The organism is Pseudacidovorax sp. RU35E (assembly GCF_900156165.1).
Classification (GTDB): Bacteria; Pseudomonadota; Gammaproteobacteria; order Burkholderiales; family Burkholderiaceae_C; genus Xenophilus.
On the sequence record NZ_FTMY01000008.1, the window covers coordinates 98,266 to 113,918 of the forward strand.

Here is a 15,653-nt window from a genome sequence, read left to right on the forward strand (position 1 = left end):
AAGAACACGCATGACGGCCCCACCACGCACCGCCGAGGAACTGCACTTCCAGACGCACGACGGCGAATCGCTCTTCTACCGCCATTGGCCTGCCACCGGCAGGCGCCGTGGTGCGGTGCTGCTCTTCCACCGCGGCCACGAGCATGGTGCCCGCATGGCACACCTGGTGGACGAGCTGGACCTGCCCGACTTCGACTTCTTCGCCTGGGATGCTCGCGGCCATGGCCGCTCGCCGGGCCAGCGCGGCCACAGCCCCAGCTTCGCGCATTCGGTGCGCGACGTGCAGACCTTCGTCGAGCACATCGCCGCGCAGCACGGCGTGGCCGAGCAGGACATGCACGTCGTGGCCCAGAGCGTGGGCGCCGTGCTGATCTCGACCTGGGCACACGACTACGCGCCCAAGGTCCGCGGCCTCACGCTCGCCTCGCCGGCCTTCAAGGTCAAGCTCTACGTGCCCTTCGCGCGGCCCGGCCTCGCGCTCATGCACAGGCTGCGCGGGCTGTTCTTCGTCAACAGCTACGTCAAGCCGAAGTTCCTCACGCACGACCCGGCGCGCATCGCCAGCTACCAGGCCGATCCACTCATCACGCGTCCCATCGCCGTCAACATCCTGCTCGACCTGTACGAGGCCGCCGAGCGCGTGGTCGATGACGCGCAGGCCATCGTGCTGCCGACGCAGTTGCTGATCTCCGGCGCCGACTGGGTGGTGCACCATGGGCCGCAGCACCGCTTCTTCGACCGGCTGGGCAGCCGTATCAAGGAGAAGCTGGAACTGCCCGGCTTCTTCCACGACACGCTGGGCGAACGCGACCGGGCAGGGGCCGTGGCCGCCGTGCGCAGCTTCGTGCTGCGCCTGTTCGATGCGCCACCCGACCCAGTCGACCTGCGCACGGCCGACCGCCAGGGCTTCACCGCAGACGAGGCCCGCGCGCTGGCCCAGCCGCTGGCGCCCCTGTCGCCACGCGGGCTCTACTGGGCCGCCACGCGCGCCGGCCTCCGGCTGGGCGGCCATCTGTCGCAAGGCATCGCTCTGGGCCACGCCACCGGCTTCGACTCCGGCAGCACGCTGGACTACGTCTACCGCAACGCGCCGGCGGGCGCGCCCGTGGTGGGCCGGATGGTCGACAGGACCTACCTCGATTCCATCGGCTGGCGCGGCATCCGCCAGCGCAAGCTGCATGTGGAAGAGCTGCTGCGCGACGCCATCACGCGGCTGGCCCACGAAGGCCGCGACATCCGCGTGATGGACATTGCCGCCGGTCATGGTCGCTACGTGCTCGACGCGGTGTCGAACAGTCCGGGCGCGCCTGCATCGATCCTGCTGCGCGACTACAGCGACATCAACGTCCGCGATGGAAAGCGCCTCATCGCCGAGCGCGGCCTCCAGGCGGTAGCCCAATTCGTCCAGGCCGATGCCTTCGACCGCGCAAGCCTGGCGGCCGTGACCCCGCGACCGACACTGGCGGTGGTGTCGGGGCTCTACGAGCTGTTCGCCGACAACGACATGGTCGCCCGCTCGCTCGCCGGCGTGGCCGACGCCGTGGAGGCCGGCGGCTACCTGGTCTACACCGGCCAGCCCTGGCATCCGCAGCTGGAGATGATCGCGCGGGCACTCACCAGCCATCGGCAGGGCCAGGCCTGGGTGATGCGCCGCCGCACGCAGGCCGAGATGGACCAGCTGGTGGAGGCCGCGGGCTTTCGCAAGGTCGCCCAGCGCGTGGACCGCTGGGGCATCTTCACCGTCTCGCTCGCGCAGAAGGCATGAAGCGGCCCTGGAAGCGCGCGCTGGCCTGGCTGGCCCTGCTGGGGCCTTTCTTCTACCTGAGCTACGGCCTGGCCAACTGGTGGGCCGGCACGCTGGCGCAGGTGCCCTCGGTGGTGTTCGACTGGGAACGGGGCCTGCCCTTCTGGGCATGGACCATCTTTCCCTACTGGTCGATCAATGCCTTCTACGCGCTGTCGCTGTTCCTGGGCCGCACGCGGCATCTCGTCGACCGGCATGCGGCGCGGCTGCTGACGGCGCAGGTGGCGGCCGTCACCTGCTTCGTACTCTGGCCGCTGGGCTTCAGCTTCGGGCAACCGGCGGTCCAAGGCGCGCCCGCCTTCCTGTTCGAGGCGCTGCGCGGCTTCGACAAGCCTTTCAACCAGGCGCCCTCGCTGCACATCGCGCTGGCCGTGATCCTGTGGGACTGGTACCGGCAGCTCATCCGCCCGCGCTGGGCGCGCGCCGTGCTGCATGGCTGGACACTGCTGATCTGCGCCTCGGTCCTGACCACTTATCAGCACCATTTCATCGACATCCCGACCGGCGCGCTGCTGGGCCTGCTGTGCGTGTGGCTGTGGCCGCTGGAGCGCCAGGTGGCGCTGCCCCGCGCCTGGCGGCTGGCGCGGGATGGCGGGCGCTTGCGGCTGGCCGGGGCCTACGCGGTCGGGGCCCTGCTCTGCTTGGCGCTGGCTCTGCAGGGCGGCGGATGGCTCCTGTGGCTGGGCTGGCCCGCCGCGTCGCTGGCTCTGGTGGCGCTGAACTACGCCGGCTTCGGTGCCCGCGGCTTCCGCATGGACCGGCACGGTCGCATGCACTACGCCGCGCGCTGGCTCCTGGGCCCCTACCAGGCCGCAGCCGCCGTCAACGCGTGGGCCTGGACACGCACGCTGCCGGCCCGCGTGGAGGTGGCCCCGGGCCTGTGGCTGGGACGCCTGCCCTCCCAGGCACAGTGGCAGGCCGCAGGCCGGCCGCGGCTGCTGAGCCTGTGCGCCGAACTGCAACTGCCGCCCGTGCCGGGTGCCCGTTGCGTGCCCATGCTGGACCTGGTCACGCCCTCGCGCGCCCGGCTGGGTCGCGCCATCGCGGTGCTGGAGGGCCAGCGGCGCGCCGGTGATGGCGCGGTGTGGGTCTGCTGCGCACTGGGCTTTTCGCGCAGTGCTGCGACGGTCGTGGGCTGGCTGCTGCGACACGGGGCCATGCCGGAGTTGGGCGCCGCCGAGGCGGCGGTCCGGCGCGCACGCCCCCAGATCGTGCTGCGCGCGCCCTGGCGCGGCGCGTTGGCGGCGCTGCAGCACGAGCCGCCCTCGGAACGCAGCGCATGACCTCGCCGCTGCTCCTCCCCGACGCGCACATACGCAGCCGTTGTGCCGCCCTGGCCGCACGACTCGACGCCCAGCGGCCCGTGGCCGCCTGGAGCCTGGTGCTGTCCGCCGTCTGCATCCTCGCCCTCGCCGCGGCGGCCTGCGGATGGGGTCTGCTGGTCAGCAAACCCGTCTCTTTCGCCTGGGCCGTGGGTGGGCTGCTGGGCCTGGCCGAGCGCTACCTGGCGCTGCGCCTGCGTCTGGACGAGGGCCTTTTCAACGCCCTTGCACTGGGCACCCTGCCCGACCTGGCCGCGCTGGATGACGCTCTGGCCTGGTTGGGCCTGCGCCCCTCGTCGCCAGGCACCCCACGCCCATTGGACGAGCGCCGGCGCGGCACGCAGACCCTGATGCGCCGGCATCTGGGCGTGGTGCTGCTGCAGAGCCTCTGCGTCCTGATCGCCCTGACTGCCGGACTCTGCGCCGGCCTGCCTTCTCCATGAACGACATCCTCGATTCCGATACACCCCACCCGCGCGTCCTGCTGCGGCAGGCCGGCGCCTTCATGGCCGCCCGCGCCATCGTGCTGGTCGCCAACCTGCTCACGGGCGTGCGTGCGATCTGGACCGGCACGACACCCGTGGCCGACACCACGCTCTATTTCGCCAACCATTCCAGTCATGGCGACTTCGTGCTGGTCTGGGCGACGTTGCCGCCCGACCTGCGGGCCATCACCCGGCCCGTCGCGGGGCAGGACTACTGGCTGGCCTCGCGGCTGCGCCGCTTCATCGGCCAGGATGTGTTCAATGCGCTGATGATCCGCCGCGACGGCAGCGGTGCAGCGGGGGGTGACGCCGCCAATCCCGTGGGGCAGATGGTGCAGGCATTGGAGGCGGGCGACTCGCTCATCATGTTCCCCGAGGGCACGCGCAACACGGGCGACGCGGTGATGCTGCCACTCAAGAGCGGGCTCTTCCACATCGCCCGTGCCTGCCCGCAGGTGCGACTGGTTCCGGTGTGGATCGAGAACCTCAAGCGCGTGCTGCCCAAGGGGCAACTGGTGCCCGTGCCGCTGGCCTGCTCGGTTCGGTATGGCACGCCCCTCCTGCTGGCGCCAGGGGAGGATAAGGCGTCCTTCCTGGCCCGCGCCCAGCAGGCCATGCTGGATCTGCGGCCCGACCACGACAAGGCGGAGGCGCCATGAGTCCATCCACCCATACCACCCTGATGCTCTTCGGCGGCGTGGCCGGCGTGCTGGTGCTGGCCTCGGCCATCGGCGTACTGCTCAAGTGGCGCGTGGCGCAGGGCGGGCCGCATGCCGTCATCGACAACCTCAACGCCCGGGTCAATGCCTGGTGGGTGATGGTGGCCGTGATCGGCCTGGCCTTCGCCTTCGGCAAGCTGGGCGTAATCGTGCTTTTCTACCTGGTGTCGTTCTATGCGCTGCGGGAGTTCCTGAGCCTGACCTACACCCGGCGCGGCGACCACCTGGCCATGGCCGCCGCCTTCTACGTGGCGCTGCCGGTGCAGTACTTCCTGGTGTGGATCGAGTGGTACGGCATGTTCGCCATCTTCATTCCGGTGGAGGTGTTCCTGATCCTGCCGATCCTGTCGGCCCTGGGCGGCGACACGCAGCGCTTCCTGGAGCGCACGTCCAAGGTGCAGTGGGGCCTGATGGTCTGCGTGTTCTGCATCAGCCATGTGCCGGCGCTGCTGACGCTGAACATCCCCGGCTTCGAGGGGCGCAACCTGCTGCTGATCGCCTTCCTGGTGATCGTGGTGCAGGGCAGCGACGTGCTGCAGTACGTATGGGGCAAGCTCATGGGCAAGCGCAAGGTGGCGCCGGAGCTGTCGCCCTCCAAGACCTGGGAAGGGCTCATCGGCGGCGTGGCCAGCGCCACGCTGCTGGGCGCCGCGCTATGGTGGGCCACGCCCTTCGCGCCCTGGCAGGCCGCGCTCATGGCCTTCATGATCTGCATGATGGGCTTCTTCGGCGGGCTGGTGATGTCCGCCATCAAGCGCGACCGCGGCGTGAAGGACTGGGGCACCATGATCGAGGGCCATGGCGGCATGCTGGACCGGCTGGATTCGGTGATCTTTGCCGCGCCCATGTACTTCCACGCACTGCACTATTGGTGGGTTCCTTGACCCACCCCCAGGCTTCGCACTTCGCGCTCCGCCTCCCCCCTCAAGGGGGCACATCCAGCGGCCCGGCAAAGCCGGTTCCGCGGATGTCCACGCGTGGCCTGCTCCGCGCCCTTTCGAGCAAAAGTCAGCGGAACCTGAGCGCCTACTTCGCCAGCGCCTTCAGCGCCATCTTGATGCCCTCGCTCACGCCCACGTCCTTGGGCAGGGCCTTGAGCGCGGCGGCGCCTTCCTTGTCGTTGTAGCCCAGCGCCAGCAGGGCCTGCAGGATGTCGGCCTGGGCGTCGCTGGCGGGCTGGGCGGCGGCGCCGGCGGTGCCCACGGCGTCGCCCAGCTTGCCCTTGAGCTCGAGCAGCAGGCGCTCGGCAGTCTTCTTGCCGATGCCGGGAATCTTCACCAGCCGACCCGGCTCCTGCAGCGCGATGGCCTGCACCAACTCGCCCACGCTCAGGCCCGACAGGATGCCCAGTGCCGTGCGCGGCCCCACGCCGGCGATCTTGATCAGCTGCCTAAAGGCCGCACGTTCTTCCGCCGAGGCGAAGCCGTAGAGAATCTGGGCATCCTCGCGCACGATGAAATGCGTGAGCAGCGAGACCTTCGCGCCCACCTGCGGCAGGTTGTAGAAGGTGCTCATCGGCACGTCCACCTCATAGCCCACGCCGCCACAGTCGATCACGATCTGCGGCGGGTTGCGTTCGGCCAGGGTTCCGGTGAGTTTTCCTATCATGACTTGCTTGCCGATCCTTCGATTCCATCTGCCAGAGAAAAAAGCCGAGTGATTCTCCGCCACAGCTTCACCCCCGCGAACAACACCCGCCTGGCCCACCTGTGCGGCCCCATGGACGCGCACCTGCGCCGCATCGAGGAGGCGCTGGAGGTCAAGATCGCCCACCGCCACGAGCTGTTCAAGATCGACGGTCCCAAGGCCCGCGCCGAACGCGCACTGGAGGTGCTGCAGGCCCTGTACGAGATCGCCCGTCATCCGCTCGACGCCGCCATGGTGCAGCTCACCCTGGCCGGCGACGGCCAGATGGCCGAGGCCGAGGACGGCGGCCTCACGCTCGCCACCCGCCGCGGCGACCTGCGTGCGCGCACGCCCAACCAGAGCGTGTACCTCGACAACATCGCCAACCACGACATCACCTTCGGCATCGGCCCGGCGGGCACCGGCAAGACCTACCTCGCGGTGGCCTGCGCGGTCGATGCGCTGGAGCGCAGCAGCGTGCAGCGCATCGTGCTCACCCGCCCGGCGGTGGAGGCCGGCGAGCGCCTGGGCTTCCTGCCCGGCGACCTGTCGCAGAAGGTCGACCCCTACCTGCGCCCCCTCTACGACGCGCTGTACGACCTGATGGGCTTCGAAAAGGTCACCAAGGCCTTCGAGCGCAACGCGCTGGAGATCGCGCCCCTGGCCTTCATGCGGGGGCGCACGCTCAACAACGCCTTCGTCATCCTCGACGAGGCGCAGAACACCACGCCCGAGCAGATGAAGATGTTCCTGACCCGCATCGGCTTCGGCAGCAAGTGCGTGGTGACGGGCGACATCAGCCAGATCGACCTGCCCAAGACGCAGACCAGCGGCCTGGTGGAAGCTGAGCGCGTGCTGCGCCGGGTGCAGGGCCTGGCCTTCACCCGCTTCGACACCGGCGACGTGGTGCGCCATCCGCTGGTGGCGCGCATCGTCGATGCCTACGACGCCTCCCGCAAGCGCAGCAGCAGCGCGAAGGCCGAGTGATGGCGATGCCGCCCCTTGCCCTGTCGCTGCAGTTCGGCCGCATCGACGCCCTGGCGCGCCACCGCGCCGCCCTGCCCCGTCACCGCGTGGCCCGCTGCATCCGGCATGCGCTGGAGGCGCCCGGCGAGATCACCGTGCGCATCGTGGACGCCGAGGAAGGGCAGCAGCTCAACCGCGAGTTCCGCGGCAAGGACTACGCGACCAACGTGCTCACCTTCGACTATGCGCAGTCACCGATGGTGATGGCCGACCTGGTGCTGTGTGCGCCCGTCGTGGCCCGCGAAGCGAAGGAGCTGGGCGTGACCCTGGCCGCCCACTACGCGCACCTGCTGGTGCACGGCACGCTGCATGCGCAGGGCTGGGACCACGAGACGGGCGACGAGGATGCCGAAGCCATGGAGGCGCGCGAGATCGAGATCCTGGCCGGGCTGGGCGTGCGCAATCCGTATCGGGGCCGCTGAGCGCGCGGCTTTCACGGACCCGCTGCACCACGGCGTGCAGCCCGTTAGCAATCCCGGCGTTCAGCGCATGTCGATCGGGATCGTGACCGGACCGTCGTTGACCAGGTGCACCTGCATGTCGGCGCCGAAGCGCCCGGTGGCCACCTCGGGATGCAGGCTGCGGGCCTGCGCGACGAAGGCGTCGTAGAGCCGCCGTCCCTCATCCGGCGGCGCGGCGCCCGTGAAGCTCGGCCGGTTGCCGCCACGCACATCCGCCGCCAGCGTGAACTGGCTGACGATCAGCAGCCCGCCACCCACGTCCTGCACGCTGCGGTTCATCTTCCCGGCCTCGTCCGAGAAGATGCGCAGCTTGAGGACCTTGGCCAGCAGGCGCTCGCCCACGGTCTCGGTGTCGTCCGGCTCGGCGCACACCAGCACCAGCAGGCCCGGGCCGATGGCGCCAGTCAGCTCGCCGCCGATCTCCACGCGCGCCTCGCGCACCCGCTGCAGCAGCGCCTTCATGGCAGCACCCGGCCGACCGGATCGCGGTCCTGCGCCAGCGCGGCCCGCGACTCGAATTTGAGCGGCAGCAGCTGAATGGTCACCCGCAGATTGGGCAACACGCCCATCAGCGCACGCTCCACGTCGTCGCGCATCAGCGCGGCGCGGCGCAGCGTCCAGCCGCCGGGCAGGTGCATGTGCAAGTCGGCAAAACAGCGGCGGCCGGCGCGGCGCGTCACGAGGTGGTCGAAGCGCAGCTCGGTCTCGGCGGGCGTCTCGGCCGCGATGCGGTCGAGCACCGACTGCAGCAGCGCCTGATCGGCCGGCGCCAGCGCCTCGTCCATCAGGCCCTGGGCCGAGCGCCAGACCAGCTGCCCGCCCTCCCAGATGATGTTGATCGCCACGCCGATGGCCAGCAGCGGGTCCAGCCAGAGCCAGCCGGTGAAGCCCACTGCGATCACGCCGACGATCACCGCCACGGAGGTCCAGACGTCGGTCATCAGGTGGCGGCCATCGGCCTCCAGCGCGATGGAGCTGTGCTTCTTGGCGGCCCGGAACAAGAGCCATGCCAGCCCGCCATTGAAGGCAGAACTGACGGCCGAGAGCAGCAGACCCCAGCTCAGCTGCTCCAGCGGCTGCGGATTGAGCAAGCGGTGCACCGCCGCACCGGCGATGGCCAGCGCGGCACCGACGATCAGCACGCCTTCGAAGCCGGAGGAGAAGTACTCGGCCTTGTGGTGGCCGTAGGGATGGTCGTCATCCGCCGGGCGTGCCGCCACTGTCACCATGCTCAGGGCGAAAACGGCACTGGCCAGGTTGACGAAGGACTCCATCGCATCCGAGATCAGGCCCATGGAATGGGTCACATAGCCGGCGATGCTCTTGAGCAGGATGGTGAGCAGCGCGACGCCAATGGACAGCTTGAGCAGGTTGCGCGGCTGCCAAAGCGGCGAATCGTTGGCGATTGAGAAATATTTCATGCTATTCGTCAGAAACTTCGCGGGCAGCCAGCGGGTCACGGGCCGCTGCAGGGGCGGCTCCTATCATGCGCGGTTTTGCTTTAGCGCCAGATTAAGGTCATGAGACAGATCACGCTCCCAGGCCTTTTCGTCACCGCCGCCCTCTGGGCCGGCATTGTGGGCCCGGCCCACGCGCAGGATGCCGTGAACGGCGGTCATGCCGGCTTCATCAAGTCGGTCCAGGGCCAGGTCCGGATCGTGGACGCAGCCGGCCAGTCGCAGGCTGCGCAGGTCGGCAGCCTGCTGCGGACCACCGATCGCATCGAGACGGACGCCCAGGGCGCCGCAGGCTTCGTGCTGCGCGACGGCACCACGCTGGTCGTGGGTCCGTCTACCCACGTGGACATCCGCGATTACCGCTTCGACAGCACCACGCAGGATGGCAACCTGCTGGTCGGTTTGCTTCGTGGCTCACTGCGCATGATTTCTGGCCTGCTGGGCCGGTCCCACCCCGAGGCCGTGCGCGTCGAGACGCAGACGGCCACCATCGGCATTCGTGGAACGGACTTCATCGTGTCCGCCGACGCGCCATGACGCGCCGCCTGCTCGATCTGCTGCGCTGGGCCGTGCCCGCTGCGGCGCTGCTCCTGGCCGCGTGCGCGGCGCCGCCGCCGTCGACCCGCGTCGTGCTATTGCCGCAGGATGACGGCTCACCCTCCGCGGTGGTCATCAGCACGGCGGCTGGCCAGCAACGCCTGGACAAGCCATACGAACGCGCTTCGGTGGTCGCCCCCAACCAACCGCCCCGACTCGACAACACCGACGCGGCCGCGGTGCAGGCCCAGAACCCCGCGCTTTTCTCGCTGCGGCCACCACGGCCCCGGCGCTTCGTGCTTTTCTTCGACACGGGCGGAACACGGTTGGCGACGCAATCGCAACGCGACCTCGACGCCTTACTGAGCGAGGCCGCCGCCCGCCCGGGTGCGGACCTCGTCATCACCGGCCATACCGACACGCGCGGAGCCACCGCGCCCAATGACGCGCTGTCTCTGGCGCGAGCCCAGATGGTGCGACAGATGCTCATCCAGCGCGGCTTTGCCCCGGAGCGCATCGAGGCGGCGGGCCGCGGCGAGCGCGAGCCGGCCGTTCCGACGGCGGACGAGGTGGACGAGCCGCGCAACCGGCGGGTGGTGGTCGATCTGCGCTGAGCAGTGTCGGCAGGGCGGCCATCGGCCACCGGCCATACATCTCACCTCCTCCAGGCGCGGAGGAAGCGTTTAGTGGAGAGGGCCGCTGGGGCAGGTTGGCGCCCTGCGCTCTTCAGGCCAACAGCACCCGTGCAAACTTGCGCTTGCCCACCTGCACCACGTAGCTGCCGGCCTCCAACCTGAGCCCCTTGTCGCTCACCACACTGGAATCCACCCGCACGCCGCCGCCGTCGATGAGTCGGTTGCCTTCAGAGGTCGACGCGGCCAGGCCAGCCGCCTTGAGCACATGGGCGATGCCCAGCGGCGCACCGCTGATCTGCACCTCGGGGATCTCGTCCGGCACGCCTCCGCGGCTGCGGTTGATGAAGTCCTGCTCGGCCGCGTCGGCCGCCTGGACGCTGTGGAAGCGGGCCGTGATCTCCTTGGCCAGCATCACCTTCGCGTCCTTGGGATTGCGACCACCTTCGACCTCGGCCTTGAGCGCGGCGATCTCCTTCAGCGAGCGGAAGCTCAGCAGCGTGAACCACTTCCACATCAGCGCGTCCGAGATCGACAGCACCTTGGCGAACATGGTGTTCGGCGCCTCGCTGATGCCGATGTAGTTGTTCTTGCTCTTGGACATCTTCTCGACGCCATCGAGGCCTTCGAGCAGCGGCATGGTCAGGATGCACTGCGGCTCCTGGCCATATTCCTGCTGCAGATGCCGGCCCACGAGCAGGTTGAACTTCTGGTCGGTGCCGCCGAGCTCCAGGTCGCTCTTGAGTGCCACCGAGTCGTAGCCCTGCATCAACGGGTACAAGAACTCATGCACCGAGATCGACTGGCCCGCCTTGAAGCGCTTGGTGAAGTCGTCGCGCTCCATCATGCGCGCCACCGTGTACTTGGCCGCCAGCTGGATCATCCCGCGCGCGCCCAGCGGGTCACTCCATTCCGAGTTGTAGCGGATCTCGGTACGGGCCGGATCCAGCACCAGGCTGGCCTGGCGGTAATAGGTCTGCGCGTTTTCTTCGATCTGCTCGCGCGTCAGCGGCGGGCGCGTGCTGTTGCGACCCGAAGGGTCGCCGATCAGGGTGGTGAAGTCGCCGATCAGGAAGATCACCTGGTGGCCCAGGTCCTGCAGTTGGCGCATCTTGTTGAGCACCACCGTGTGGCCGATGTGGATGTCGGGCGCAGTCGGGTCCAAACCCAGCTTGATGCGCAGGGGCTGGCCGGTCCTCTCGGCGCGCTGCAGCTTGCGGATCCACTCGTCCTGGGGAAGCAGTTCGTCGGCGCCCCGTAGCGAGATTTCGAGTGCTTGTCCTACACCATCCGATAGTGTTTGACCAATAGGAGACTGGGGATTCATTGCGATTTTGAGGGGCGGAAACAACACACGCCGCTATACTCCGTCGGCTTTTGCGCCGCGGATCATTCTACGCAGCGCCTCTTTTCGCCCCGCCCGGCATCAGCGCTCACCTACAGCGCCTCAGGGCGGCCGCCGAACCCGAGCCCTGGATTCCTACGTTGTCGAAATTGATCAACGGCATTCTGGCCGCCGAGGAAGCGTTTGCCTCTCGTGTCGCCTTTGTCATCCGGACCCATCCCCGCCATCTCACCGCCGCCGTCGCCGCGCTGCTGATGACGACCGGCGGCGGCGCCTTCGCCGTCGCTTCCCTGGGCCCCGACGCGGCGGATCTGCCGATCCGCCAAGTGCTCGAAGCCGTCACCCCCCTGGCTGTCGAAAGCCAGAGCGAGGCCCTTGACGGCTACAGCTTCACTCTGTTCCGCACCGAGTCCACCCGCGCCAGCGACACGGCCGACGCCCTGCTGGGGCGCCTGGGTGTGAACGATCCGGCCGCTGCCGCCTTCGTGCGCAGCAATGGCGAAGCCCGGGCGGCGATGCTAAGCCGTGTGGGCCGCATGATCGCGGCCGAACTCGGCCAGGATGGTCGCCTGCAACGCCTGTCGGCCCGCTGGGTGCCTGACAGCGCGGGCGGCTTCCGCCGCATCACCGTCCAGCCCGAAGGCGCCGGCTTCGCCGTGCGCAGCGAGGTCGAGACCCTGGACGTCAACCAACGCGTCGCTGGCGGCACGATCCAGAGTTCGCTCTTCGCCGCCACCGACGCCGCCGGCATCCCTGACGCCATCGCCACCCAGTTGGCGGACATCTTCTCTGGCGACGTCGACTTCCGTCAGTTGCGCAAAGGCGATCGCTTCGCCGTGCAGTACGAGAGCCTGGAAGCCGACGGTCAGGCGATGCGCAGCGGCCGCGTGCTGGCCGCCGAGTTCGAGACCGGTGGGAAGGTGCACCAAGCCCTATGGTTCGAGCCGACCGGCCAGAAGGGCGGCTATTACCGCTTCGACGGCGAGAGCCTGCGCCGCGCGTACCTCGCCTCGCCCGTCGAGTTCACCCGCGTGTCCAGCGGCTTCGCGATGCGGCTGCATCCGATCCTCAACAGCTGGCGCCAGCACACCGGTACGGACTTCGCCGCCCCCCCCGGCACGCCCGTGCGCACGGTCGGCGATGGCACGGTCGATTTCGCCGGCTGGCAGAACGGCTACGGCAACATCGTCATCGTCAACCACCGTAATCGCCAGCAGACAGCCTATGCGCATCTGAGCCGCATCGACGTCAAGGTCGGCCAGTCATTGAGCCAAGGCCAGAAGGTCGGCGCCGTGGGCTCCACGGGCTGGGCCACCGGCCCCCACCTGCATTTCGAGTTCCGGATCGACGGCCAGTACTTCGATCCGCAGCGGATGTTGGCCGAACAGGATGGCGGCACGCCGATTCCGGCCTCGGCTCGCGCGGCCTTCGCCAAGGTGATGGTCGCTGCCCGCACCGAGTTGGCGTCGGCCAGCGCAGTACTGCAGGCCCGGGCGGACTGAGCGCTCGCCCCGCCACCATCTGGCGGGCGATCAACCCCTGCAAACCACCCAGCGCCGGTCCTCCGGCGCTTTTTTCTTGGCGAATTCCGAGGCTTGCGCATGACCGAGCTTTTCATCGGCCTGATGTCGGGCACCTCCCTCGACGGCGTGGACGGCGTGGTCGCTTCATTCGATGGCGGCGTGACGGTGCATGCCCATGCAAGCGCCGGCTTCGACCCGGCGTTGCGCGCCGAACTGCTGGCCCTGAATCAGCCGCAGGGGGTGGACGAACTGCACCGCGCAGCGCTTGCTGCCAACGGCCTTTCGCGGCACTACGCCGAAGTGGTGCGTCAACTGCTGAGTCAGACTGGCCTTGCGGTGTCGTCGATCCGCGCCGTCGGTGCGCATGGCCAGACCGTGCGCCACCAACCCGGCGCGGTCGACGGCACCGGCTACACCCTTCAGCTGAACAATCCGGCACTGTTGGCCGAACTGACCGGCATGCCCGTGGCCTGCGACTTCCGTTCGCGGGACGTTGCCGCCGGCGGCCAGGGTGCCCCGCTGGTGCCGGCTTTTCATGCGGCACTGTTCGGCCGACCCGATGAGGCCCGTGCCGCCCTCAACCTGGGAGGCATCGCCAACCTGAGCCTCCTCCCGGGCGACCACAGCCCGATCCGCGGCTTCGACTGCGGACCGGCCAACGCGCTGCTGGACCACTGGTGTCAGCAGCACCGCGGCACCCCCTTCGACGCCGGCGGCGCCTGGGCAGCGTCCGGGACCGTCCGGCCTGAGTTGCTGCAACGCCTGCTGGCCGAACCCTACTTCGCCCAACCGATTCCCAAGAGCACCGGACGCGACCTGTTCCATCCGCAGTGGCTCGCGCAGCACCTGCGGCCCGAAGACTTGTCGGCCGACCCGCGAGACGTGCAGGCCACGCTGGCGGAACTGACGGCCCAGAGCTGTGCCGAGGCGCTGCGCCTGCATGCGCCAGAGGTCCAGCGGCTGATCGTCTGCGGCGGCGGCGCCGCCAATGCGGATCTGATGGAGCGCCTTGTGCTGCACCTGCCCGGCGTCGCCATTGACAGCTCTGCTTCGCACGGACTGCCGCCGCAGCAGGTCGAGGCCACGGCCTTCGCCTGGCTGGCCCAGCGGCTGCTGGCGGGAGAGCCCGGCAATCTGCCAGCTGTCACAGGCGCCCGCGGGATGCGGGTGCTGGGCGCCCTCTACCCCGCCTGAAAATCTTTCGACACGGCAGCGGCGCCCGTCACAAAGTCGCACTCCAAGCCGCTGGGCTCGGCCGCTGAAGACGCCTGCCTGCGCCGCCTCAGTGACGACCGGCCGCGTCCGGCTCTTCGAGCTGGGGCGAACGCGCCTCTGGCGGCACCTGCCAGAAGATGAAGGCTGAGGCCACGGTCACCAGTCCCACGGTGACGAAGGTGGCCTGGAACGCCGGCAGGGCGTGATCGCCGAAGGCGCCGCTGAAGCCAGACAGCACCGCCCCGGCCATGGCCACGCCCAGACTCATGGCCAGCATCTGCACCATCGAGAAAAGGCTGTTGCCGCTGCTGGCACTGGCCCCGTCCAGGTCCTTCAGTGTCAGCGTGTTCATGGCGGTGAACTGCAGCGAGTTGAAGGCGCCAAACAGCGCGAACTGCAGCAGCCGCAGCCAGAGCGGCTCGCCAGGCGAGGCCAGCGCAAAGCTGGTCATGAGCAGTCCGATGATGCAGGTGTTGACCGTCAGCAGATTGCGGTAGCCGAAGCGCAGAATCAGTTGCGCGGCCACCCGCTTCATGCCCATGCCGGCCAGCGCCGTCGGCAGCATCATCATCCCGGCCTGCATGGGCGAATAGTCCAGCGACACCTGCAGCGACAGAGGAATCAGGAACGGCATGGCGCCGCTGCCCAGCCGGCAGAACAGGTTCCCAAGCAAACCGACCGAGAGGGTTCGTACCCGGAACAGATGGGTGGAAAACAGCGGCGCCGGGTGCCGGACCGCGTGCAGCCAGTAGGCCACGACGGCCGAGAAACCGAACACGGCCAACACCAGAGCGCCGGCGTGGCCCATGCCCTTGCCGCCCTCGATGGCGAGCGAGAGGCCGGCCATGCCGAAGGCGAGCAGCACATAGCCCAACAGATCGAAGCGGCCAGGCGCCTCGGACCGGACATCGGGCATGAAGCGCTGGGTGGCCGCCAAGCCGATCAGGCCTACGGGCAGGTTGATCAGGAAGACCCAGTGCCACGATGCGTACTCGACCAGCCAGCCGCCGAGCGTGGGGCCGAGCAGCGGGCCGATCAGACCAGGGATCGCCACGAAGCTCATCGCCTGCAGGAACTGCGCGCGAGGAAAGGTGCGCAACACCGACAGCCGCCCCACCGGCAGGAGCAGCGCGCCGCCCAGCCCTTGGAGCACCCGCGCCGCCACCAGCTCGCCCAGGTGACGCGATGCCGCGCACGCCAGCGAACCGAGGGTGAACAGTGCAATCGCCACCATGAACATCCGCCGCGTACCGAAGCGGTCGGCCAGCCAGCCCGAGGCCGGGATGAGCAAGGCCATCGTGAGCGAATAGGACACCACCACGGACTGCATGCGCAGCGGGCTTTCGCCCAGCGCACGCGCCATCGACGGTAGGGCCGTGTTGATGATGGTGGCATCCAGCGTCTGCATGAAGAAGCCGATGGCCACCAGCCACAGCAGGATGCGTTGCGGGGTGTCGGTGGCCGCGGCGGCGGCTTCAGGTCGGGAGGCAGTCAAGGGCGG

Annotated in this window: 16 protein-coding genes; 11 read left to right on the plus strand and 5 right to left on the minus strand. The window is 69.0% G+C overall.

What is annotated here, in order from left to right; genetic code table 11:
- The first annotated feature begins 10 nt into the window (after nucleotides 1–10).
- From BXA03_RS15665 to BXA03_RS15685, 5 genes are all read left to right on the plus strand, one after another.
- On the plus strand, nucleotides 11–1,765 hold the full coding sequence (locus BXA03_RS15665) for a bifunctional alpha/beta hydrolase/class I SAM-dependent methyltransferase (RefSeq protein WP_076509500.1): 1,755 nt from the start codon (nucleotides 11–13) through the stop codon (nucleotides 1,763–1,765).
- The gene (locus BXA03_RS15670) at nucleotides 1,762–3,087 is read left to right on the plus strand and encodes a phosphatase PAP2/dual specificity phosphatase family protein (RefSeq protein WP_076509502.1); all 1,326 of its coding nucleotides are present in this window, start codon (nucleotides 1,762–1,764) and stop codon (nucleotides 3,085–3,087) included. The genes BXA03_RS15665 and BXA03_RS15670 overlap by 4 nt, the downstream gene beginning before the upstream one ends.
- Nucleotides 3,084–3,569, plus strand: coding sequence for a hypothetical protein (locus BXA03_RS15675; protein ID WP_076509504.1), 486 nt, complete (start codon nucleotides 3,084–3,086; stop codon nucleotides 3,567–3,569). The genes BXA03_RS15670 and BXA03_RS15675 overlap by 4 nt, the downstream gene beginning before the upstream one ends.
- Before the next feature lie 62 nt (nucleotides 3,570–3,631).
- Nucleotides 3,632–4,270: a lysophospholipid acyltransferase family protein gene (locus tag BXA03_RS15680; RefSeq protein ID WP_076509835.1), complete on the plus strand. Its 639-nt coding sequence runs from the start codon at nucleotides 3,632–3,634 to the stop codon at nucleotides 4,268–4,270.
- Nucleotides 4,267–5,214 (plus strand): phosphatidate cytidylyltransferase, encoded by a 948-nt coding sequence (locus BXA03_RS15685; RefSeq protein ID WP_076509505.1) that lies wholly within the window; start codon nucleotides 4,267–4,269, stop codon nucleotides 5,212–5,214. The genes BXA03_RS15680 and BXA03_RS15685 overlap by 4 nt, the downstream gene beginning before the upstream one ends.
- A gap of 142 nt (nucleotides 5,215–5,356) precedes the next feature.
- On the opposite strand, the gene ruvA is transcribed toward BXA03_RS15685, so the two are convergent.
- Nucleotides 5,357–5,938, minus strand: a complete 582-nt coding sequence (gene ruvA / locus BXA03_RS15690) for a Holliday junction branch migration protein RuvA (protein WP_017761470.1) — start codon at nucleotides 5,936–5,938, stop codon at nucleotides 5,357–5,359.
- A 48-nt stretch (nucleotides 5,939–5,986) separates the two neighbouring features.
- Here ruvA and BXA03_RS15695 point away from each other — a divergent pair, with 48 nt between their 5' ends.
- Nucleotides 5,987–6,943, plus strand: coding sequence for a PhoH family protein (locus BXA03_RS15695; RefSeq protein ID WP_076509508.1), 957 nt, complete (start codon nucleotides 5,987–5,989; stop codon nucleotides 6,941–6,943).
- Nucleotides 6,943–7,404 (plus strand): rRNA maturation RNase YbeY, encoded by a 462-nt coding sequence (gene ybeY / locus BXA03_RS15700; protein WP_076509510.1) that lies wholly within the window; start codon nucleotides 6,943–6,945, stop codon nucleotides 7,402–7,404. Before BXA03_RS15695 ends, ybeY begins: the two co-directional genes overlap by 1 nt.
- Before the next feature lie 60 nt (nucleotides 7,405–7,464).
- On the opposite strand, the gene dtd is transcribed toward ybeY, so the two are convergent.
- On the minus strand, nucleotides 7,465–7,905 hold the full coding sequence (gene dtd / locus BXA03_RS15705) for a D-aminoacyl-tRNA deacylase (RefSeq protein ID WP_076509513.1): 441 nt from the start codon (nucleotides 7,903–7,905) through the stop codon (nucleotides 7,465–7,467).
- Nucleotides 7,902–8,864, minus strand: a complete 963-nt coding sequence (locus tag BXA03_RS15710; protein ID WP_076509515.1) for a cation diffusion facilitator family transporter — start codon at nucleotides 8,862–8,864, stop codon at nucleotides 7,902–7,904. The genes dtd and BXA03_RS15710 overlap by 4 nt, the downstream gene beginning before the upstream one ends.
- 99 nt (nucleotides 8,865–8,963) lie before the next feature.
- On the opposite strand from BXA03_RS15710, the gene BXA03_RS15715 reads away from it, so the two are divergent.
- A complete protein-coding gene (locus tag BXA03_RS15715) occupies nucleotides 8,964–9,437 on the plus strand; it encodes a FecR family protein (RefSeq protein WP_076509516.1) in 474 nt (157 codons plus the stop codon).
- On the plus strand, nucleotides 9,434–10,051 hold the full coding sequence (locus BXA03_RS15720; RefSeq protein ID WP_076509518.1) for an OmpA family protein: 618 nt from the start codon (nucleotides 9,434–9,436) through the stop codon (nucleotides 10,049–10,051). The genes BXA03_RS15715 and BXA03_RS15720 overlap by 4 nt, the downstream gene beginning before the upstream one ends.
- Nucleotides 10,052–10,163: 112 nt before the next feature.
- Here the strand turns inward: BXA03_RS15720 and tyrS are convergent, their stop codons facing one another.
- Nucleotides 10,164–11,396 carry a tyrosine--tRNA ligase gene (gene tyrS / locus BXA03_RS15725; RefSeq protein ID WP_076509520.1) on the minus strand — a complete coding sequence of 411 codons (1,233 nt, stop codon included), beginning with the start codon at nucleotides 11,394–11,396 and terminating at the stop codon, nucleotides 10,164–10,166.
- 167 nt (nucleotides 11,397–11,563) lie between these two features.
- On the opposite strand from tyrS, the gene BXA03_RS15730 reads away from it, so the two are divergent.
- On the plus strand, nucleotides 11,564–12,916 hold the full coding sequence (locus BXA03_RS15730; RefSeq protein ID WP_083716111.1) for a M23 family metallopeptidase: 1,353 nt from the start codon (nucleotides 11,564–11,566) through the stop codon (nucleotides 12,914–12,916).
- A gap of 99 nt (nucleotides 12,917–13,015) precedes the next feature.
- Nucleotides 13,016–14,131 carry an anhydro-N-acetylmuramic acid kinase gene (locus tag BXA03_RS15735; protein ID WP_076509522.1) on the plus strand — a complete coding sequence of 372 codons (1,116 nt, stop codon included), beginning with the start codon at nucleotides 13,016–13,018 and terminating at the stop codon, nucleotides 14,129–14,131.
- 88 nt (nucleotides 14,132–14,219) lie between these two features.
- Here the strand turns inward: BXA03_RS15735 and mdtD are convergent, their stop codons facing one another.
- On the minus strand, nucleotides 14,220–15,560 hold the full coding sequence (mdtD, locus tag BXA03_RS15740; RefSeq protein ID WP_234983715.1) for a multidrug transporter subunit MdtD: 1,341 nt from the start codon (nucleotides 15,558–15,560) through the stop codon (nucleotides 14,220–14,222).
- Nucleotides 15,561–15,653: the final 93 nt, after the last annotated feature.

Bases quoted from the DNA above. Each gene is read 5' to 3' on its own strand.
- BXA03_RS15665 (WP_076509500.1), top strand. From the start codon at position 11: ATGACGGCCCCACCACGCACCGCCGAGGAACTGCACTTCCAGACGCAC.
- BXA03_RS15670 (WP_076509502.1), top strand. From the start codon at position 1,762: ATGAAGCGGCCCTGGAAGCGCGCGCTGGCCTGGCTGGCCCTGCTGGGG.
- BXA03_RS15675 (WP_076509504.1), top strand. From the start codon at position 3,084: ATGACCTCGCCGCTGCTCCTCCCCGACGCGCACATACGCAGCCGTTGT.
- BXA03_RS15680 (WP_076509835.1), top strand. From the start codon at position 3,632: ATGGCCGCCCGCGCCATCGTGCTGGTCGCCAACCTGCTCACGGGCGTG.
- BXA03_RS15685 (WP_076509505.1), top strand. From the start codon at position 4,267: ATGAGTCCATCCACCCATACCACCCTGATGCTCTTCGGCGGCGTGGCC.
- ruvA (WP_017761470.1), bottom strand. From the start codon at position 5,938: ATGATAGGAAAACTCACCGGAACCCTGGCCGAACGCAACCCGCCGCAG.
- ybeY (WP_076509510.1), top strand. From the start codon at position 6,943: ATGGCGATGCCGCCCCTTGCCCTGTCGCTGCAGTTCGGCCGCATCGAC.
- dtd (WP_076509513.1), bottom strand. From the start codon at position 7,905: ATGAAGGCGCTGCTGCAGCGGGTGCGCGAGGCGCGCGTGGAGATCGGC.
- BXA03_RS15710 (WP_076509515.1), bottom strand. From the start codon at position 8,864: ATGAAATATTTCTCAATCGCCAACGATTCGCCGCTTTGGCAGCCGCGC.
- BXA03_RS15715 (WP_076509516.1), top strand. From the start codon at position 8,964: ATGAGACAGATCACGCTCCCAGGCCTTTTCGTCACCGCCGCCCTCTGG.
- BXA03_RS15720 (WP_076509518.1), top strand. From the start codon at position 9,434: ATGACGCGCCGCCTGCTCGATCTGCTGCGCTGGGCCGTGCCCGCTGCG.
- tyrS (WP_076509520.1), bottom strand. From the start codon at position 11,396: ATGAATCCCCAGTCTCCTATTGGTCAAACACTATCGGATGGTGTAGGA.
- BXA03_RS15735 (WP_076509522.1), top strand. From the start codon at position 13,016: ATGACCGAGCTTTTCATCGGCCTGATGTCGGGCACCTCCCTCGACGGC.
- mdtD (WP_234983715.1), bottom strand. From the start codon at position 15,560: ATGCAGACGCTGGATGCCACCATCATCAACACGGCCCTACCGTCGATG.